Origin of the sequence: Sphingobacterium endophyticum (assembly GCF_009733535.1) — a bacterium.
In the GTDB taxonomy this organism is placed as follows: domain Bacteria; phylum Bacteroidota; class Bacteroidia; order Sphingobacteriales; family Sphingobacteriaceae; genus Sphingobacterium; species Sphingobacterium endophyticum.
On the sequence record NZ_SMMI01000014.1, the window covers coordinates 45807 to 66342 of the forward strand.

General features: G+C 35.7%; 15 protein-coding genes. 7 read left to right on the forward strand and 8 right to left on the reverse strand.

All coding sequences use genetic code 11. From position 1 onward, the window contains the following. Positions 1–74: 74 nt before the first annotated feature. From E0Y80_RS15845 to E0Y80_RS15860, 4 genes are read right to left on the reverse strand one after another with little or no spacing between them, the layout of a single operon-like run. Positions 75–2255: a hypothetical protein gene (locus E0Y80_RS15845; RefSeq protein WP_156308652.1), complete on the reverse strand. Its 2181-nt coding sequence runs from the start codon at positions 2253–2255 to the stop codon at positions 75–77. 26 nt (positions 2256–2281) lie between these two features. Then, positions 2282–3097, reverse strand: coding sequence for a DUF3823 domain-containing protein (locus tag E0Y80_RS15850; protein WP_156308653.1), 816 nt, complete (start codon positions 3095–3097; stop codon positions 2282–2284). Positions 3098–3114: 17 nt separating this feature from the next. After that, positions 3115–5181: a RagB/SusD family nutrient uptake outer membrane protein gene (locus E0Y80_RS15855; RefSeq protein ID WP_197091631.1), complete on the reverse strand. Its 2067-nt coding sequence runs from the start codon at positions 5179–5181 to the stop codon at positions 3115–3117. 24 nt (positions 5182–5205) lie between these two features. Then, the gene (locus E0Y80_RS15860; protein ID WP_156308654.1) at positions 5206–8382 is read right to left on the reverse strand and encodes a SusC/RagA family TonB-linked outer membrane protein; all 3177 of its coding nucleotides are present in this window, start codon (positions 8380–8382) and stop codon (positions 5206–5208) included. A 310-nt stretch (positions 8383–8692) separates the two neighbouring features. Between E0Y80_RS15860 and E0Y80_RS15865 the strand changes: the two genes are divergently transcribed. Beyond that, positions 8693–11233, forward strand: a complete 2541-nt coding sequence (locus E0Y80_RS15865) for a Kelch repeat-containing protein (RefSeq protein ID WP_156308655.1) — start codon at positions 8693–8695, stop codon at positions 11231–11233. An 84-nt stretch (positions 11234–11317) separates the two neighbouring features. Here E0Y80_RS15865 and E0Y80_RS15870 read toward each other — a convergent pair whose 3' ends face one another. Together E0Y80_RS15870 and holA are read right to left on the reverse strand one after the other, a co-directional pair. Further along, the gene (locus E0Y80_RS15870; RefSeq protein ID WP_156308656.1) at positions 11318–11845 is read right to left on the reverse strand and encodes a hypothetical protein; all 528 of its coding nucleotides are present in this window, start codon (positions 11843–11845) and stop codon (positions 11318–11320) included. A gap of 39 nt (positions 11846–11884) precedes the next feature. Then, the gene (gene holA / locus E0Y80_RS15875) at positions 11885–12892 is read right to left on the reverse strand and encodes a DNA polymerase III subunit delta (protein ID WP_156308657.1); all 1008 of its coding nucleotides are present in this window, start codon (positions 12890–12892) and stop codon (positions 11885–11887) included. A gap of 72 nt (positions 12893–12964) precedes the next feature. Here holA and E0Y80_RS15880 point away from each other — a divergent pair, with 72 nt between their 5' ends. From E0Y80_RS15880 to E0Y80_RS15905, 6 genes are all read left to right on the forward strand, one after another. After that, entirely contained in the window at positions 12965–13432 is a 468-nt protein-coding gene (locus E0Y80_RS15880; protein ID WP_156308658.1) for a type I restriction enzyme HsdR N-terminal domain-containing protein, read from the forward strand. Between the two features lie 45 nt (positions 13433–13477). Beyond that, positions 13478–14176, forward strand: a complete 699-nt coding sequence (clpP, locus tag E0Y80_RS15885; RefSeq protein WP_156308659.1) for an ATP-dependent Clp endopeptidase proteolytic subunit ClpP — start codon at positions 13478–13480, stop codon at positions 14174–14176. A 5-nt stretch (positions 14177–14181) separates the two neighbouring features. Continuing rightward, positions 14182–15432 carry an ATP-dependent Clp protease ATP-binding subunit ClpX gene (gene clpX, locus E0Y80_RS15890; RefSeq protein WP_156308660.1) on the forward strand — a complete coding sequence of 417 codons (1251 nt, stop codon included), beginning with the start codon at positions 14182–14184 and terminating at the stop codon, positions 15430–15432. Between the two features lie 70 nt (positions 15433–15502). Continuing rightward, on the forward strand, positions 15503–16342 hold the full coding sequence (locus E0Y80_RS15895; RefSeq protein ID WP_156308661.1) for an AMP nucleosidase: 840 nt from the start codon (positions 15503–15505) through the stop codon (positions 16340–16342). Between the two features lie 47 nt (positions 16343–16389). Further along, complete coding sequence (locus E0Y80_RS15900) at positions 16390–17754, forward strand: pyridoxal-phosphate dependent enzyme (protein WP_156308662.1); 1365 nt, start codon at positions 16390–16392, stop codon at positions 17752–17754. Positions 17755–17800: 46 nt separating this feature from the next. Then, a complete protein-coding gene (locus E0Y80_RS15905; RefSeq protein WP_156308663.1) occupies positions 17801–18505 on the forward strand; it encodes an FkbM family methyltransferase in 705 nt (234 codons plus the stop codon). A gap of 46 nt (positions 18506–18551) precedes the next feature. Here the strand turns inward: E0Y80_RS15905 and E0Y80_RS15910 are convergent, their stop codons facing one another. Further along, entirely contained in the window at positions 18552–18857 is a 306-nt protein-coding gene (locus E0Y80_RS15910) for an FtsB family cell division protein (RefSeq protein WP_156308664.1), read from the reverse strand. A gap of 156 nt (positions 18858–19013) precedes the next feature. After that, on the reverse strand, positions 19014–20312 hold the full coding sequence (eno, locus tag E0Y80_RS15915) for a phosphopyruvate hydratase (protein WP_156308665.1): 1299 nt from the start codon (positions 20310–20312) through the stop codon (positions 19014–19016). Positions 20313–20536 lie beyond the last annotated feature (224 nt).

Consider the following 20536-nt stretch of genomic DNA (forward strand, 5'->3'; position numbering starts at 1 on the left):
ATTGGTATTCAAAAAAAATGGGTAGCAAAAGCTACCCAAATCCATTATTTATTCTAACTAACAACATTCAATAATTACCACTGAAATTCAACTTTCACACCTTCAGGACTATTTTCAAACCCAATTAAATATGTATTGGATTTAGTATCCCAATTCTTAACTTGAAAAACTTCTTCATTATTAACTTTTACGCTTTTTGGTTGTTTTGGAAGAAGGACTCTTGAAATATTACTTGTTTCAATTGGACTTTTAGCAAGATATGAGTAATCATTTTTCCCTCTAACCTCTTCATAATTACGACTAGCTGAGGCTAAAACTTGAGGTTTTGTTTTATCCTTTATTAAATCAACATTAAAGAAATAACCTTGTTCCCCTGGAGAGATAGTTTTTGAAGTAAAAATTGGAAGTGTTGGATCGAAAAGATCTATCAAAGTTCCTTTCAATGTGTAATTATCATTAGAGATACTTTCATCTAAGACAGCAATCAATTCAAAAGGTCCTCTTTGTAGATAATAATTATTTTTATATTTTAATTTTCCGGCACCAGATTTTTCATATCTCTCCTCAACAGCTTTTATTAATTTTTGACTGTTATTAGATTTTATTGCAAATTCTTTTGGATCTGTTCTGATAATTTGAACAGTTCCTTTACCAAAGGAATAATTTCCATCTTTTGGACTTCCTTTCATTCCCATCAAACCAAAAAGATGTTCAGAAGGTGCAGAGAAATCCTTTCCATTTGTATTCCACCATTCTTGTACAGTTTGGAAGGGATCCTCGTCAGTGCCACAAAAAATTAATTGCCCTCCAGCTTTTACCCATTCTGCGAGGTGTTCATGAGCTTTTTCCTCCAATGGTTTCATGTTTGAATAAGTCATTAATAAAACTTTAGTATTGGCCAAAGCCTCTTTATATCCCACATTCTCAATATGAACTGTTTTTACAGGCACGCCACGCTTTAGAAAGGGAAGTGCTAATCCATAAAAATTTGCTAATTGCGGATCATCATAACTTGCATGGACTGGGAACCTTTGAAACATTAGAGAATTTGACATTAAAATAGATACTCCCTCATTACCTGAAAGTTTATTATTACTTAATGGCATCTGATTAAGGGAATTAATCATTACCTGCATTTGAGTAGAATAATGTCTAGGAATTCTTTCTTTTTTATCACTATTAGGGTCAGTTTTATATAATCCTTCGTATATCCTTTCTGGCCAAGGCATAATTTCAAAATCAGCGATATTAGGATATAATAATTGAGCTGTAAAAGTGGCTTGATAATTCTTTTTATAATCCTTCCAATCTCTTGGCCAATCCTCAATAGGATCTGTTAAAAAGAACATTTTTCGACCGGTTGGTGCAGTCATTGATTCCATTGATCCGTATTCCAGGTAGGCTGTTTCAAATACTCGCTCTTTTTCAATGCCATTAAAGAAATTAGGTTCTCTTGAAGTACCAGTCCATACTTGAGCAATATAACCATCAACAACAGGAAGTGAAGCCAAACTCGCTTCTGGAGAAACAATTTTCCATTGGGAATAGTTAACTAAAGAGTGAGTTGGAACATAACATTTCACATCCATACCCTTAGACTTTCCATATTCTTTCGCGAAAGTGAAAACTTCATTTAAAGCATTATAGTATAACCAATACTTTAATTTATTTGAGAGATAGGTGTTTTCAGGGGATTCATGTTGTGGTCTCCAATCAAATCCATAATATTTCTTCCATTCTTTCTTGAATGATTCACTATAGCCTGCCCTCGCCCAGAATTCAGGCTCTTCCATGAAGATTGCATCAATGCCTGCATCTATTACAGGTTTTACGTGTCTCTCTTTTAAATAATTTAAAAAATTCTCTGTTGGAACAATATAAGGAACCATATGACCATGCCAGATTGTATCTTGGTTTTGGGTAACTTGACCTTCATCCAAATGCCATTTACCATCCCATTGACCAGTGAAATAATCTTGATATTCCCCCCAAGCTATTCCAGTCATAAAATGAGTAATATAGCCGCGATCGCGCCAAGATTTTACCCTTTCTTCAAAAGGTATCCTTTTGGATTTGTCAGAAGGATTTCCACCAACACCATATATCATAACAGCATCTGCCCTATTATCAATTGTTGGTCTCCATTCTCTTGAAGTTTGAAAGGTAGTTTTTACAGGATCTTTTGTCTGTGCAAAAGTTTGAATCGAAAGCAGCAATAAACAATAAAAGCATGCATTTTTCTTCCATTTTGACATAATTTACAGTTTAAAAAATTAACAATTTACTTAATTAAGACTTCTTTAGCCTGATTATAATTCCATCTTTTAGTTCCACTACCAGTAGGAGTATCAAAGTTAATTCTAGCGGCAGCGCGGACATAAACAGTTCTTCCATTTGGGATTTCACCACTTGACACAAGTGTAATTGTTTCACCAAATAAAGGATCAAATGTTTTTCCTGCATAGTCAAGCCTACTTGACCATCGTTCATCTCTAGCTCGATAGCCTACGGATGAAGAATAACTAACAAAAAACTGAATATCAGTCATATTTAGAAAGTCATCAGAATAATTACCCATAGGACTAACTTTAGTTTTAAAATCAGCTGGAGAAACTGCCCTTGTTACTTTTACCTTAGCTGTAACTTTTCCATCTTTTACTGTAGGTTCTCCTACCCACTCAACTTTTAGAAATGGTTGTACCTCAAATTTAACTTTTACATTTCCGCTCAAGTCCATTACCAAGCTTTCATCAGCTAATTCCTTACCATCTGCATCTTTTCTTAATAATGGTACGAAAGGACCGTCAACAGTAATATGATACTTTCCTGCAAACAATTTACTGTTTCGAAAGGTTCCATCAGGCATACAATAAAAATCAGGATTTGGTTCTACATTATCTCCCCAACTCAATTCAGTTAATCTAACTCGAATTCCTTCACCACCTTGATCTGTAAGAACTCTATCTCCAGTTAAGACATCCACGACTTCCCCTTCCAATGTTACATCTGGCGCATCAAAATTATCTCGTTCAAACATACTGCATGAACTAATCAATATAATTAGGGCAAATAGCCCAATCAATTTTATCTTTTTCATAATTCTTAAATGAGTATCTATCTATTAGGTTGTTGATCAATGAATTCACTTTTGGCGACTTCTCCACTAGGGATTTCGAAATAGTAATCAATTGGAGTGTAAGCAAAAGTCTTTGATGCTACCCATTGAAATCTAGCGTCATAAAAATATTTACCAGATTTGGTTGAAAAGAATGGGTATAATCCTCGGAACCGGAAGTTTTCATTGTTACTATATTTGTTCTTATCTCTGGTTTCACCCCAGAATCCATCCCTACCTTCATAATGAGAAACCCTCCAACGACGCAAATCCCATTTTGCTTTGTTTTCAAATGCAAGTTCTTTTCTACGTTCCTTTCGAACAATATTTCTACCATTAACATCAGCTGTTAAATTGGAACTTAACTTGACAGCTCCAGCTCTTTCTCTGATTTCATTGATAGCATCTGAAGCCACCTGCATTAAATTGCTTCCATCTGAAGATGCTACACCAGCAAGTTGCATTTCTACAGCTGCCTCTGCAGCATTTAGCAAAACTTCTGCATAACGCATTAATACAAATGGTTGTGATGATTTTCCTTCACCAGGTTCAGCAGTTGGACTTGGATTTAACCATTTTCGTAAATATAATCCCGTGACAGTAGCTTCAGCATTATCATAAAATGGACCTTCGGCACCTGCTGCAGTCATCTGCTTCCCATTATACTCTACAATTTCTTGTCGATTTCCCTCTCTGGGACTTAGATAAAGAGTTTTTGGAGACTTTGCATAAATATCTAGGTTCTGATATCTAGTATCAGCAGTATTATAGGAATAATTACTGAAGAATGGTTTTATTGGTGTATTCCCAGTAAAAATCCCTCCTCTTATTTCAATTTCTTTTCCTCGGAATTCATCATTTGGAAAAATAACATAAGCCCTAAGTCTAGGTTCAGCATTTTTAAAGAATTCTAATGGGCTATCATACATTATATAATCGCCAGAAGTATTATTATTTCCAGTTGTTACCCTAATACTGCCATCTGGATATCTATCGAAACCATCAAATAGTTCAACAAAGTCTAAAGTTGGACATGTTCCCGCAGATAAAGGAGCTCTAAAAGTAAATGGAAGATTATATCCATCAAAAGCATGGGTAGCAGTTGGATAAATATATTCCTTGACATAAATATTTTCTGGACTACTTAAATCACTGAACATATCAAGCATATTCTGATATTGTGCATCAGGGTCATTTGCTGCCCATTTCTTTTTGTACAGTGAGTATCCGCCATCCTTCATGATTTCTCGGGCTGCTTTATAAGCTTCAGAAAAATATTTCTTTGAAGCAGATTGCCACGAATTTTCAGCAAAACCAATAACACGAACCCCTGTTTTACGTCCCATACCCGTTAATCTTCCTGAAACACTTTGATTATATTTTGCGACAGATCCTGCATAGAGCATAGCCTCAGATTTGAATGCAAGAGCGACATATTTATTTGAATATCCAGCTTTAGGACTTTTTGTCATTAACAAGGAAATAGACTGATCAAAGTCTGCTAAAATTTGATTCCATGTTTCCTCTTCAGTAGCTCTTGGAACTTCCATTTCTTCAGCTGTTCCTGGATATTGAATTAATTTAGTGACTAGAGGAACTCCTCCGAATCTTTTTGCTAACGTATAAAAGACGGTAGCCCTTATGTAATATGCTTCTCCTAAATAATGGTTATACAATTCTTCACTAAAATTATCTTTGTATTTCGGCAAATTTTCAATGAGATGATTTGCATCTCTAATAGTTTCAAAAGCCCTACCCCAGTAAGGAGTTCTCTCACCTCTGAATGAGGTGGTCACACCATCTCGATTTACTGCTTCACCCGTTCCTTCTATCCCTACCGAGTTTAACCAACCATTATATTCGAATCCCCATTCAGCAGTATATTTAAAATCCTCGAAAGGCATCATACTATAAATTCTGGCTAGATATATATCCATTCCTGCAGGAGTATTCAACAATTCATTATCTGTGACAATATTTTTAGGCGTAATATCCAAGTCAACACATGATTGCATGCTACAAGAACCTGCTAACGCCAAAATGATCATTAATCTTTTCATTTTCATTTTTCTTAATTTAACCACACTTAATTAAAAAGTCATTGAAACACCCATCGTATAGGTCTTATTCAATGGATACATACGTCCTAAATCATCATCAGGATGTTCAGGATCGACAAACTTCACTGCAGTAATTGTAAATAAGTTATAGGTATTCGCAAATATTCGTAACCTCATATTGGGATACTTATTGAATGTAGGAAGTGAATAGCCCAACTCTAAGCTTTTTAACCTAAGGTAAGCTGTACTAACTCTATTAAATGCAGAATTTGCTCGTGGATATCTTCCAGTAAATGCATAATAGCCTTGCACCCATTCTGTGGAAGGATCATAAGGATCTGCTGTCGGGTCAACAGGATGCCATCGGTCTAGATATTGAGTTAATGTACCTCCACCATTAGAACCCCATATAGCAAATAATGGTTCTTTATACTCCATAGAACCTAAAGCAGAACCTTGGAATAGTGCAGAAATATCAAAATTCTTGTAATTTGCTTGCAGATTTGTGCTATAATTCAACCAAGGGGTTTGATCGAAAGCGAAAGGGTGCTCATCTAATCCCGAGATTTCTCCATCACCATTCCAATCCATATATTTATAGTCACCTGGGAGCACATCTCTTTCCTTATAGAGTTGGAAACTTCTGATATCATTCCAATCCATAAAACGACCATCTGCTTCATATCCAAACTGGAATCCTTGATACCTGTTGTTGAAATTGTCATTTCTCCATCTATCGTAGGAGTTTTTATAAGGACCATTTTGAACTGCAGTTAGATATTTATTTCTTGTAATTGTTGCAATTGCTTTTACGCTATAACCAAATTCGCCAATTTGGTTTCTATGGCGTAATTCTAATTCAAGACCATAATGCTGGTCACTATTTGCATTCTCCATTGGTGCAATAGCTCCGATTACTGTTGGGAAAAGGCCGTTTCGTCTTTGGAATAATCCTGTTCTTCTTCGATCAAAATAATCCAATGTAAATCCAAACTTATCATTCCAAGCATCAAAATCTACCCCAACATTAAAAGTTTGAGCTTTATACCAAGTTAGGAGTTCATTAGCAATTGCCTTTCGAGTAACCCCGGTGACAAATTTATCTCCAAAAATATATCCAGGAGCATATTGATTATAATACCCATTTTCGGCATTCCCTGAAGTTGCGGGATAATTATATCCTGGAACCCAGCCAAAATCCCAGCCACTAGATAAATCATCACCTAAAACGCCATAACTTGCACGTATTTTAAATTGGTTGATAAATTTTAATGCATCAATTGATTTAAAAAAAGGCTCTTCAGAGATACGCCATGCTGCTGATCCCGATGGAAAAAATCCCCATTGGTGACCTTTTGCAAATCTAGAGGAACCATCATAACGAAATTGAAATTCAGCAATGTATCTGCCTTTGTAATCATAATTTAATCGGCCTAAAGCAGCTTGTTTTGCCTCGTCATAATAATCTGCTAAGGACCCCGACATAGATGTCATTTGCCCATCTTCAACACCTGACAAAAGTATATCCGACCCAAAAGCTAAATTCTTCATTCCATAGAAGTTATCTCCGTCATTTTTCTGTGTCTCCCAACCAAGGACAGCACCTACTTGATGACCAGAATCAAAGAGTCTGTTATAATTAAGAGTAAATTGACTCAGGATTTGTTGTTTCTCAAAAAACTCTCTTCTTAATCTATTTGGACTACTTAAATCAAATAACTTTTGATTGTAGGTATTATTGATTGGGTCTAAAGCATATTGAAAATATTCTTTCCTGTAAATACCATTATTATCGGTTCTATAATCATAAGAAAGTAATGCTTTTGCGGACAATCCTTGTAAGGATTCAGAAATAGTACCAAAATCATAGTTTAATGCTGCTGATGTTTGAAGTGTTTTTTTCTTGAACTTTCTGTATCCTGAAATATCAGAATCTATCATGGCGACAGTATTTTGTTCCAGGTCCAGACCTTCATAATTCAACAGTGTATTTTCTGGATCTGCATACGCAGGAAAAAGCATTCCTTGTTTCCAATAATTACGGATAATTTCAACTGCACTTGTGTATGGGTTATTTTGTTGATCGGCCATTCCTGCAATATTCAAATCCAATTTTAGACCATCAACAATCTGTGTTGATATATTAGACCTTAGGTTGAATTTGTTGTAGTTTAAATCTCCAGTTTTAAAAAAACCTTGTTGATAGGAATATCCGCCACCAATATAATATTGAGTTTTGTTGCTACCACCCGAAATACTTAAATCATGAGCAGTTTGAGGAGAAGTTTCGGAAAATATTAATGAGGTCCAATCAGATGATCTGCGAGTTCCATTTGCAAATTCTTCAAAATCTTTTTCAGTATAAATAATAGATCCTCCATTTATATTATTCATAGCCCTTTCATTATATATTGTCATAGCATCAACCGCACTGGCCAGATATGGCATATTTGATGGTCTTTGAAAAGTAAAGGAGCCATTATAACCAACAGAAATTGTTCCTTCCTTCCCCTTTCGTGTGGTAACTAACATGACCCCATTTGCTGATCGAACTCCATAAATTGATGCAGAGGCATCTTTTAAGACCGATACATCATCAATATCATTAGGATTTAATCGTTGAAAGTCTTCAATAGATCTTGGAACTCCATCAATGATGACTAAGGGAGCACCCATACCACGGATATCAAAATTTGCTCGGTAAGATCCAGGTTCAGCACTTTTTTGCCAAACACGTACTCCGGCAATTCTTCCAGCAAGCATATTCTGAGGGTTTTCATTTTTTGTAACTCTCATTTCTGAACCTTTCACCCCAGAAACGGCACCAGTTAAAGTAACTTTTTTCTGTGTACCATATCCAACAACGACTACTTCATCTAATGCAGAATCATCAACTTGTAAAACGATATTGATTTGGGATCTATTGGAAACTGCCTCTTCCAATGTGGCATAGCCTACATAGGAGAACCTTAAAACAGCCTCTGCAGGAGTTTGCAAAGTAAATTTTCCATCTTCATCCGTACTGGTTCCTATTTGAGGAGAAGACCCCTTCACTAAAACAGTGACCCCGCTTATAGGTTGTCCAGAAGAGTTAGTTACAGTCCCTGAAACTTGACTCTGAGCCCATAAATCGCTAGAAATTGTACATAGAAATAGTACAAGCAAGATCCCCAGCAATGGACTCCTATTACAAAAAAGAACATTCATAATTAGCTAGTTAAAAAATTGATATAAAGATTTATTTATTATTATAGGTTTTTGTTCAATTTATAAAGCTTGAATTTATTTGGTCAGTAAATTCATAAACAATATAAATGCAATAGGATTAATTTTTGGGTTAAAAAAGCCCCATTAACCCAAATAAAAAACATTAACCCATATATAATTCCCAAGTTTATAACTGTAACATTTACCTTATAATTACATTATATAAATGTTTAGCTAAATCGGTTTTATACCTCTTATTTATTTTCTAGTTATATTTGGTAATTAGTCAGACCGATACTTATAACCCTTTATGCCAGCAATTTTAAGATATATTGCCAGACGTCAAAAAACTGAAAGAATTATTAAGGTTTTATTGATAACCCTCTTTGTTATTTTTTGCAAGCAATCGATTGGTCAAGGGTTGAAATTTGTTGCAGGGGATCAAGCAATTGAAAAAAGGACTTCATTAAAAATTTATCCGTCTAAATTTTTTGAGTCTTATAAGTATTTTGAAATTTCCTTTGAAATAAACATTTCCAAAAACTCAGCAGTTGGTTATATTTTTAGGATAAAAGAAAAGGAAGATTCTCCAATTTTCAATCTTTATTTTGATGAGGAGAACAACAAAGCAATCTTTAGATTAAATGAAGAGGGCAAATTCAGTTTAATAACATCAGAACTATCCAGTGAAAAATTAAGTATTGGCAGTTGGATACCAATTAAAATAAAATTTGATTTAGAAAACAAGGAAGTGATTTTGCAAATTTCTAATCAAAGACCTCAAGTAGCAAAAGCAAATCTTTCAATTCCTTACACACCGACCATATATTTTGGAAAAAGTGATTATATGATTGATGTTCCATCCATGTCAATTAGAAATCTAAAATTGGGAAACGGTGAAAAGGAAACATATATCCCTTTTAAGGAAAGTAAAGGAACCTTATTACATAATTTAAGAGGAGATATAATAGGGGAAGTAAATAATGGGATTTGGTTATCCAATAATTCTTATCATTGGCAAAAAAGACTTATTACTTCATTTTCTTCAGAATCTGGTTCTGAATACAATTCGAAAACCAAATCAATCTACTACTTTAATCGAGATAGCCTTCAAATTTTTAACCTTCAAACTTCGGAACTAAAAAAAATCAAATTCTCCAGTCCTTGCCCAGTTAAGATACATCGTGGAAATACATTTATTGATACTTCAAACAACAAATTATATGTGTATGAAACTTTTTATTCATCCACATATAAAGGTCCAACCATGGCAAGTTTAGACCTAGAAAATAATCAATGGAAAATTGAAAGTTTCGATAATTTAAACAAAGAGCTTAATCATCATGGCTATGTCTTTCTAAATGATTATCACAAGTTATTAATCTTTGGAGGATTCGGGGATATGTCTTATAGCAATAAGTTCGCTGAATATACAATAGGCACTGATAAATGGAAACAGAATATTTCAACCAGTGGACCTCAAATCTTTCCAAGATATTTTACGTCAATGGGCTACTCAAAAATATTCGATAAGGTCTTTATTTTTGGTGGGATGGGCAATGAATCTGGGGAACACATTGTTGGGAGAAGGTATTTTTACGACTTATATAGTCTCAATCCTAGCACGAATAAAGTGGATAAACTTTGGGAAATTGATTGGAAGGAAAAGCCATTTGTTCCTGCAAGGGGCTTAGTTATTCAAGATTCTAACAGCTTATTTGTTTTAGGTTACCCTGAGCATTTAACTCATTCCTTAATAAAACTTTATAAATTTTCACTTCAAGATGGACGGTTTGAACAATTGGGCGATTCAATTCCAATTTATTCGGATAAAATAAGTACAAGAGCCAAACTATACTATGATAATCAGTTGAAAAAATTAATTTGTTTGGTTCAAGAATCTGATGATGATATTCGATCAAAAATAATAATTCATACACTAAACTTTCCGGCTATTAGTTTTAAGGAATTACATTCATTCCCAATAGCAAAGAAGCATAACGTAGTTTTCCAATATGCAATTGCTTGCATCATTATTATTTTAATTTTTGGTTATTTATTGTATCGAATTCTTCATGCAAAAAGAACAAAACAAGTTGTTGAAATCGACACATATCCCACTACTCCTTTAAAAAGTCAAACTCGAAATTGTATTTATCTGTTTGGTGATTTCACCCTGATTGATAGAAAGGGGAAGGATATTTCTTACCTACTAAGTACAAGACTACAACAAGTTTTTTGCCTTATTTTATTTCACAGCAAGGAAGTAGGGATAAGTTCCAAATTACTTAGTCATTCGTTATGGCCTGATAAGCCAAAGGATAAAGTAAAAACTTCTAGAGGTGTTGCAATTAATAATCTGAGAAAAGTGCTCCAAGAAATTGATGGGATTGAGATTGTTTTCGAAGATGGGCACTTCCGAATGATTATTAACAGTGAATGTTTCTGTGATTATCTTGAAATCAATAAAGAATTACTTAATGATGAAAGTCAAATATCAGATCATTTTTACAATATCGTACGTAAAGGAAAGTTTTTATTAGGACATGACGACCCTATTCTAGATGAGGAAAAATCCAAAACGGAAAAAATTATTATTGAAATATTAGAGAAAGACCTAAATCAGCAAATCCAGAAGAGAAATTATAGTCAGATATCATTCGTCGCAGAAACAATTTTAATAATCGATCCTATTAATGAAAATGCATTAGAAAAAAGTCTGTATGCATTGTATATGTTGAAATCTGAAAGCAAAGCAAAAGTTATATTTGATAAATTTACTGAGCAATTTGAATTAAATATGGGAGAAAAATATAGGTTTTCTTTTAATCATTTTTGGAAAGAGTCTTAGCACTCCTATCCTTTTTTCTATGGAAAGATATCATTGCCAGACATTCTATTGGATTTCTTAAAAAATTAAAACTTTCAGAAAAACCTACTTCAACATTATACCTGCAGATAGGTTGATATGTTGATGATAAAAAGTAGGACCATAATAATTTCCATGCAATTGTTGGTACACATAAGTTGCAGAAATAGTAAACTTGGTTTTGTTCAGGGAGTCAAATAAATAGAACAGACCCACTTTTCCTAAAAATCCTTTATCATAAACGGGCCCAATGCTAGGTGCATATCCTGCATTCGCAACAACGCCTATTCTAGAGGCTTCAGCAAAATCCTTGAAAGGAAATCTCGCATCAATAAAAATGGGGAATAGATTGCGGTCATATTTAAGTTTTTTGGATTCTCCGCCCTGATTTTCATTTTCTGAATAATCGCCTTTTAGCGTTTCATTGCCTAAGCCAAGACCAATAAAGGCTTTCTCATTGAAGTTTTTGCCAAAGATAAAGTGCAGTGAGTATCCATTAAATGTACCTTGATATTTAGGATTTGAAACACCTATATTTCCACCGCCTTGAAATTGGGTATAGTAAGAGCTTTGGCTAAAACCAAAGCTTATCATGAAAAAAAGAAAGCAAAAGCTGAAGAGTATCTTCATTTGTTAATTGAGTATTTTATAGATTAATTCGGTTAATAAGTCTCCACTTTCTGTTAAATGACCAACATTCATCCCTTTAGATTTCAAATCAAATTCCTTGATGACGTGGATGACTTCAAAAGTTTTTCTTCTGTTGAAATTTCGGGCGGCGTATTCGTATTCTTTAACAAAGAAAGGGTGTACTCCTAATTGTTTGGCAGCTGCAGCGGAGGATTTGTCAGGCAGGTAATGGTATTTCAAGATCTTTGTAAAATACGTTCCCAAAGAACCGATGACCACTGGCATTGGATTACTTTTAGGATTTGCTGCAAAATAATCAACAATTTGGAATGCTTTCAGCGCATTTCTTTTCGAAAGCGCGGTATTTAATTCAAATACATTGAAATCTTTGCTGATTCCTATATTCTGTTCAACATCGTTGTTGGTAATTTCTTTTTCAGCAGGAATATTGAGTTGAAGTTTCTCTATTTCATTTGCAATTTTTGAAAGATCCGTACCTAGGTATTCCGCCATTAATGCAGATGCCTGAGGATGAATCTTCCTTCCGGACGCTTGTAATTGCTCATTGATCCATGCAGCAACTTTATCCTCATAAAGTTTGTTAGATTCCAGGACAATGCCTGTTTTTTCCATGAGTTTGAATACCTTCTTTCGTTTATCGAACTTGCTATATTTATGTGCAAAGACCAGAACGGTTGATGGAGTGGGCTGTTCCAGGTATTTTAGGAGTAGTTCATCATCTTTCCATTTTAGGTTCTGAGCTTCCTTGACGACGATAACTTGGAAATCGCTCATCATCGGATAGCGCTTGGCCATACTGATTACGTTGGAGAAATCAGTATCCTTGCCATAGACCACGGTTTGGTCGAAACCCTTTTGGGCATCTTCCAGGACTTGATGTTCAATAGCATCAGCTATCAGATCGATGAAATAGGGTTCTTCTCCATGCAAAAGATAGACAGGAGCAAGATTTTTTTTCTTGATATCGGATAAAATGGATTGGGTATTCATGCAGTACGAAAGTACAAAAATGTGGAGACTTTTACTTGTTGGAAAAGGGCGGAAAATTTCGTAATTTTGTAAATGTTTAGACCAGTTCCTTTGAACTTACCGCCTTTTCCGGCAAAAATCCTCAAAAAACAAGATCAATATTATATTTTCGATACGCTTCGGAAAAAGCATCTCTTGTTGACTCCAGAGGAGTGGGTACGACAACATTGGGTTAATCATCTAAACAAGCATTACCAATATCCGATGTCATTGATGAAGATTGAAGGCGGACTATCATTAAATGACCTTCAGAAAAGGAGTGATTTAGTCATTTTTAATCGTTCAGGATCCCGTGTACTTTTGGCAGAATTCAAAGCTCCATCTGTCAAAATTACCGAAAAAGTATTTGAACAAATCGCAAATTATAACAGTATTTATAAAATTCCCCTTCTTTTGGTCAGTAATGGAATTGAGCATTATTATTGTAGAATAGATTTCGAGCAGGAGAAATTTACATTTATAACGGAACTGCCATCTTTTAATGAAGAAGATTTTGGATAATAAAATAAATATTATATTAGTAGTTTAAAGCACAGAAGGAACCACATGAATATAGATAAAAACGAATTTAGAAAGTATGCGATCAAGCATCATAGAATTGGAAGCCAACATGTAGATGGTTACATTTCTAGACTACAACAACAAATCCCAAGCAATTTAACGCCATACATTATTGAGGAACGTCAATTAAATGTTGCTCAGATGGACGTTTTTTCGCGCTTGATGATGGACCGTATTATCTTTTTAGGTGATGGAATTAATGATCAGGTTGCGAATATCGTTCAAGCCCAGTTATTGTTTTTACAATCGACAGATGCTCAGCGTGATATTCAGATTTACATTAATTCACCGGGCGGAAGTGTTTATGCAGGACTAGGAATCTATGATACGATGCAATACATTTCACCAGATGTAGCGACTATCTGTACAGGAATTGCAGCTTCAATGGGAGCGGTATTGTTAGTAGCCGGCGCGAAAGGTAAACGTGCTGCATTACGTCACTCACGTGTTATGATTCACCAACCATCAGGAGGCGCTCAGGGAGTTGCATCGGATATGGAAATCAACTTACGAGAGATGATGAAATTAAAAGAAGAATTATACACAATCATTTCTGATCACTCAGGCCAGACTTATGACTGGGTTGAGAAATCATCAGACCGTGATTATTGGATGCGTGCCGCTGAAGCCAAAGAATTTGGTATGATCGATGAGGTATTGCTTCCGAAAAAAGAAACAAAATAAAAACGATGAGTAAGACGAACAATAGAGATATACATTGCTCATTTTGCGGGATCAGTAAAAATGAAGCGCAAATGCTTATTGCGGGTGATGGAGCGCATATCTGCGACAGATGTGTGCAACAAGCTGGGGAGATTTTAGCGGAAGAGCTTAAGCAACGCAAGAATAAATCTATTCAAACTGCTCTTAAGTTAATCCGTCCAAAAGAGATTAAAGATCATTTAGATCAATATGTTATTGGACAAGATGACGCTAAGAAAGTAATTTCTGTGGCAGTTTATAACCACTATAAGCGTTTAAACCAACGTGTTGACTCCGATGAGACCGAGATTGAAAAATCAAACCTTATTATCGTTGGTGAAACCGGAACGGGTAAAACCTTATTGGCAAAAACCGTTGCAAAGATTCTGAACGTACCTTTTTGTATCGTTGATGCTACGGTGTTGACAGAAGCGGGTTATGTAGGTGAGGACGTTGAAAGTATTTTGACAAGGTTATTGCAAGCAGCTGATTATGATGTTGCAGCAGCAGAACGCGGTATCATTTATATTGATGAGATCGATAAAATCGCAAGAAAAAGTGATAATCCGTCCATTACAAGGGACGTATCAGGAGAAGGTGTTCAACAAGCCTTGTTGAAAATCTTAGAAGGTACCAATGTGAATGTTCCACCACAAGGAGGACGTAAGCATCCGGATCAAAAAATGATTTCGGTAAACACCAGTAACATTTTATTCATTTGTGGTGGTGCTTTTGATGGTATTCAAAAGAAAATAGCAAACAGATTGAGAACTCAAACTGTTGGTTATAAAATGAAAGATGAGGATCAGGAAATTGATTTGAATAACTTGTATAAATATATCACACCGCAGGATTTAAAGAACTTCGGTTTGATTCCAGAGTTAATCGGTCGTTTGCCAGTTCTTACGCATTTAAATCCATTGGATAAGGAAACTTTATTGAACATCCTGACCAAGCCTAAAAATGCATTGGTAAAACAATACATTAAATTGTTTGAATATGAAGGCGTAACATTATCCTTCGAACCGGAGGTTTATGAATTCATAGTGGATAAGGCTTGGGAGTTCAAGCTGGGTGCCCGGGGCTTACGGAGTATCTGTGAAGCCATTATGCTGGACGCCATGTTTGAAACGCCGAGCAATAAAGACAATTCGGATGAAAAGGCTTTACAGATTACCTTGGATTATGCGAAGAACAAATTTGCAAAGACGGACTTCAAAAAATTACAAGTAGCATAACGAAACTGAAACCCTCGCCTATCACGCGAGGGTTTTTTGTATAAAGTGATTATTATTAAAGGATGAAATTATGACGAAGAAAAAAGAAGAAACCCCAGAAAAAGTGCGCGAAGTTAACTCTCCAATTAAGGCCGGATTAAAAACAAAAGAAGATATTGTAAACAATTGGCTTCCACGTTATACCGGTAGACCACTTGCAGAGTTTGGGGAATATATACTATTAACGAATTTCAGCAATTATGTTAAATTATTCTCCCAAATGCATGGCGACGCACCGATTATGGGCGAAGATAAACCGATGCAGTCCTGTACTGCAGATGGAATTACCATTATTAATTTCGGTATGGGATCTCCGGTTGCAGCGACGGTAATGGATTTATTGACCGCCATTCACCCAAAAGCAGTCCTGTTCTTAGGGAAAACAGGTGTGTTAAAAAAGAAAATTGATGTTGGCGACTTGATCCTACCGATAGCAGCAATTCGTGGTGAAGGAACATCGAATGACTACCTGCCACCAGAAGTTCCATCGCTACCAGCCTTCGCCTTACAGAAAGCCATTTCTACAACCATCCGTGATCATTCACGTGATTATTGGACTGGTACAGTTTATACAACCAATAGACGAGTTTGGGAGCATGATAAACAATTTAAAAAATACCTGAAAGGAATCCGAGCAATGGCTGTCGATATGGAAACTGCAACCATCTTCTCTGTCGGTTTTGCGAACAAAATTCCAACGGGAGCATTGTTATTGGTATCAGATCAGCCGATGGTTCCAGAAGGTGTAAAAACCGAGATATCGGATGTAACCGTAACGAAATCTTATGTTGAGACTCACGTAAAGATTGGAATCGACGCCTTGAAGCAATTAATTAACAACGGCTTAACGGTAAAACACCTGAAGTTCTAAAAAATATCTACTTTTGTAGTAGACAACAAACAGAAGAGATTTCACCTATGTGGTATAATAACATATTAGAAACCATTGGCAACACGCCAATGGTTAAATTAAATAAGGTAACACAAAACTTAAAAGCAACCGTATTAGCTAAAATAGAGACCAGCAACCCCGGCAATTCGATCAAGGACCGCATGGCTCTAAAAATGATTGAGGATGCTGAGGAAGCAGGCCTACTTAAACCAGGCGGAACCATTATTGAAGGTACTTCAGGAAATACCGGAATGGGCTTGGCCATGGCTGCAGTAGTTAAAGGTTACCGCTGTATTTTTACCACAACGGATAAACAATCAAAAGAGAAGATAGATGCGCTGCGTGCCTTTGGCGCAGAAGTTATCGTATGTCCCACCAACGTTGATCCTGAAGATCCCCGCTCCTATTATTCTGTATCCAGCAGATTGGAGAAGGAGGTTCCGAATGCATGGAAAGCAAATCAGTATGACAATCTTTCAAATTCTAAAGCTCATTATGAACAAACGGGACCTGAGATCTGGGAACAGACCGAGGGAAAAATCACTCATTTGGTTGTTGGCGTAGGAACTGGAGGAACCATATCGGGTACCGCTAAATTTTTAAGGGAGAAGAATCCCGATATTAAGGTTTGGGGAATCGATACTTTTGGTTCTGTTTTCAAAAAATATAAGGAGACCGGGATTTTTGATAAAAACGAAATATACCCATATATCACGGAAGGTATTGGCGAGGATTTTCTACCACAAAACGTAGATTTTAGCTTAATAGATCTATTTGAAAAGGTAACAGATAAAAATGCAGCCTTGATGACGAGGGATTTAGCAAGAAAAGAAGGTATTTTTGCAGGAAACTCGGCTGGTGCTGCAGTGGCGGGTTTGTTACAATTAGGATCAGAGCTGAAAGAAGATGATGTTGTAGTCGTGATTTTCCATGACCACGGTTCAAGGTACATGGGAAAAATGTATAACGAGGATTGGTTGCGTGAGCGTGGATTCTTGAAAGACGAGAAGTTAACGGCAAAATCAATCTTGAAAAAGCGAGGTGAGCAGGCGATTATTACAGCAGATGCCAATCAAACCGTGGTTGAGACCTTCAATATCATGAAATCATTGAACATTTCCCAAATACCTGTCACCCAACAGGGAATGGTTATTGGAAAGGTGACAGAATCGGATATTTTGAGTGCCTTATTGGAAAATCCGTCGTTGAAATCCTCAGCAGTTGAAGAGATCGCAACAAAGCCTTTTCCATTTGTAGACCTCAATACATCTATCGATAAGATTTCTGGACTTATCAATAAAGATACTCAAGCCGTATTGGTTGAAGATAGCTACGGAAGGATCAATATCATTACACAATACGATATTATCAACGCTATTTCTGAAGTTTAGGATATTTCCATTTTTTGGGTATATTTAAAATTATCTACCGAAAAGAATGGAAAGAAACGATAAACTTAAACGATTAGAATATTGGGTTAAAGCAAGGATCGGAAAGATTGCTTTTATTGACGTTGAAGAAAAACGAGAAAAGCAATGGTATGGAAATGGATATGGCGGCTTTTATGTTGACCCTACCCTAGTTCCTGATCAAGCAATAGTCTATTCTTTTGGTATTGGCGAGGATATATCCTTTGATAAAGCAATCATTTCCAAGCATGGATGCCAGGTTTACGGTTTTGATCCTACTCCAAAATCGATAAACTACGTGAAGAATAATGAAACACCTGAAGCGTTTAATTTCCATCCCTATGGTATTGGTGAAAAAACAGAAATGGTGACCTTTCATTTGCCTAAAAACAAAGACCATGTTTCAGGGAGTGTATATGATCATAAATTGGTTGATGAGCATAACTCAGTAGAGGTGCTTTTAAAGGAGTTTAAAGAAATTGTAAGCGAACTGGGTCATGATCATATCGATGTTCTAAAAATGGATATAGAAGGCTCTGAATACGTTGTGATGGACGGGATATTGAAATCTGGCATTCCTATCCAACAGATTTTAGTAGAAACCCATGAAAGATTTTTTGAGGACGGTAAGGAAAAAGGAAAGAAATTTTTCAAGCAGCTACATGACCATGGGTATCGGATCTTTGCAATTTCGGATACCTATCAAGAAATTTCTCTGGTAAAGAGTATTTAATAAGATTTAGATATAAAAAAGCTCGAATCAATGATTCGAGCTTTTTTTATTTTGTTTCCGGAGCTTCTATTTCTGTAATGATATAGACATCTTCGTGATCTTTTTTCATTTTGTATTTTTCTCGAGCAATGCGTTGAATTTCGCTTTGATTATATTGAACATCCTTTATCGCTTGAGAAATATCTTCAATTTCCGTAGTATAGTAGGCTTTTTCCTCTTCTAATTTAGTTTTCTCGGTTTGAAAATTATACTGCGTAGTGATATCATAACGGTCAAAAAAGCACATCCATACTAAGAATGCGACTCCAGCGATAAGATATTGATTGCGGATAGTATTGATAAAACGTTCCATAGGATTAACCAAAAGCAATTTAAATTCGGTTAAAGATAACTAATTTAAGGTGAACAATACAAGTTTTGGAAAGCGGTTATTGCAATAATTAAATTAACTGTTGTTGAAAAATAAAAAAGGGAACCGATGGTTCCCTTTTCTTGATTAAAGAATCAATTATTTTTTCGGAGCGTATTTAAAATCTTTTCCGATGAATTTAGCATTAGCGCCTAATTCTTCTTCGATACGTAACAACTGGTTGTATTTAGCAATCCGGTCTGAACGAGAGATTGAACCAGTTTTGATTTGACCACAGTTTAATGCAACAGCTAAGTCAGCGATAGTCGTATCTTCAGTTTCACCAGAACGGTGAGACATTACAGAAGTATAGCCATTTGTTTGAGCTAAATGAACAGCATTAATAGTTTCTGTTAAAGAACCGATTTGGTTTACTTTAACAAGGATTGAATTACCAATACCTTTGTCAATACCTTCTTGAAGACGTTTAGTATTTGTTACGAATAAATCGTCACCAACTAATTGTACACGGTCACCGATTTTTTCAGTTAATAATTTCCAACCTTTCCAATCGTCCTCAGCCATGCCATCTTCGATTGAAATAATTGGATATTTAGCCGTTAATTCTGCAAGGTAATCAACTTGTTGTTCGATGGTACGAACAGCCCCACCTTTACCTTCGAATTTAGCATAATCGTATTTACCTTTTACGAAGAATTCAGTAGAAGCACAGTCTAAAGCAAGGCAAATATCTTTACCAGGTTTGTAACCAGCTTTTTTGATAGCTTCTAAAATTGTTTCGATTGCATCTTCTGTACCGTCAAAAGTTGGGGCGAATCCACCTTCGTCACCTACTGCAGTAGAAAGGTTACGGTCATGAAGGATTTTTTTAAGGCTATGGAAAACCTCAGCACCCCAGCGTAAAGCTTCAGAGAAAGACTCTGCGCCTACAGGCATGATCATGAATTCTTGGAAAGCGATAGGCGCATCAGAGTGAGCACCGCCGTTAACAATATTCATCATTGGCAATGGAAGCGTATTTGCATTTACACCACCGATATAACGATATAAAGGCTGACGACTTTCTTGAGCTGCTGCTTTAGCTACTGCCAAAGAAACACCAAGGATTGCGTTAGCACCTAATTTTCCTTTATTTTCTGAACCATCTAAATCGATCATTAATTTATCGATTGCATTTTGTTCAAACACGTCAACACCTTCTAAAGCTTTTGCAATTTTAGTATTTACGTTTTCAACAGCTTTTAAAACACCTTTACCAAGATATTTTTTCTTATCACCGTCGCGTAATTCTACCGCTTCGTGTGCACCTGTAGAAGCACCAGAAGGAACTGCAGCACGGCCAACAAAACCATTTTGCGTTGTTACATCAACTTCTATCGTAGGATTTCCGCGCGAATCTAAAATCTGGCGCGCATGTACGTCAATTATCAAGCTCATTTTTATGTGTGGTTTATTTAAATATCTTACTTAGTGTATTTAAGACACTAATATAAATAATAATTCTTACTATATCAAAAATATGAAAAAATCTAAGTGATTAGCCTTACTTCTCATAAAAATTAAATAAATAGAGTGGAATTAGTTCCTTTTTGTCAAAGAAACCATAAAAAAAGGTTACATCGTTTCCGATGTAACCTTCTATTTTGCTAAGTGATATATTG

Coding starts and splice junctions, on each gene's coding strand:
- E0Y80_RS15880 (WP_156308658.1), top strand. CDS start 12,965: ATGTTTAGACCAGTTCCTTTGAACTTACCGCCTTTTCCGGCAAAAATC.
- clpP (WP_156308659.1), top strand. CDS start 13,478: ATGAATATAGATAAAAACGAATTTAGAAAGTATGCGATCAAGCATCAT.
- E0Y80_RS15850 (WP_156308653.1), bottom strand. CDS start 3,097: ATGAAAAAGATAAAATTGATTGGGCTATTTGCCCTAATTATATTGATT.
- E0Y80_RS15860 (WP_156308654.1), bottom strand. CDS start 8,382: ATGAATGTTCTTTTTTGTAATAGGAGTCCATTGCTGGGGATCTTGCTT.
- E0Y80_RS15865 (WP_156308655.1), top strand. CDS start 8,693: ATGCCAGCAATTTTAAGATATATTGCCAGACGTCAAAAAACTGAAAGA.
- E0Y80_RS15905 (WP_156308663.1), top strand. CDS start 17,801: ATGGAAAGAAACGATAAACTTAAACGATTAGAATATTGGGTTAAAGCA.
- E0Y80_RS15900 (WP_156308662.1), top strand. CDS start 16,390: ATGTGGTATAATAACATATTAGAAACCATTGGCAACACGCCAATGGTT.
- holA (WP_156308657.1), bottom strand. CDS start 12,892: ATGAATACCCAATCCATTTTATCCGATATCAAGAAAAAAAATCTTGCT.
- E0Y80_RS15845 (WP_156308652.1), bottom strand. CDS start 2,255: ATGTCAAAATGGAAGAAAAATGCATGCTTTTATTGTTTATTGCTGCTT.
- E0Y80_RS15870 (WP_156308656.1), bottom strand. CDS start 11,845: ATGATAAGCTTTGGTTTTAGCCAAAGCTCTTACTATACCCAATTTCAA.
- E0Y80_RS15855 (WP_197091631.1), bottom strand. CDS start 5,181: ATGAAAATGAAAAGATTAATGATCATTTTGGCGTTAGCAGGTTCTTGT.
- eno (WP_156308665.1), bottom strand. CDS start 20,312: ATGAGCTTGATAATTGACGTACATGCGCGCCAGATTTTAGATTCGCGC.
- clpX (WP_156308660.1), top strand. CDS start 14,182: ATGAGTAAGACGAACAATAGAGATATACATTGCTCATTTTGCGGGATC.
- E0Y80_RS15895 (WP_156308661.1), top strand. CDS start 15,503: ATGACGAAGAAAAAAGAAGAAACCCCAGAAAAAGTGCGCGAAGTTAAC.
- E0Y80_RS15910 (WP_156308664.1), bottom strand. CDS start 18,857: ATGGAACGTTTTATCAATACTATCCGCAATCAATATCTTATCGCTGGA.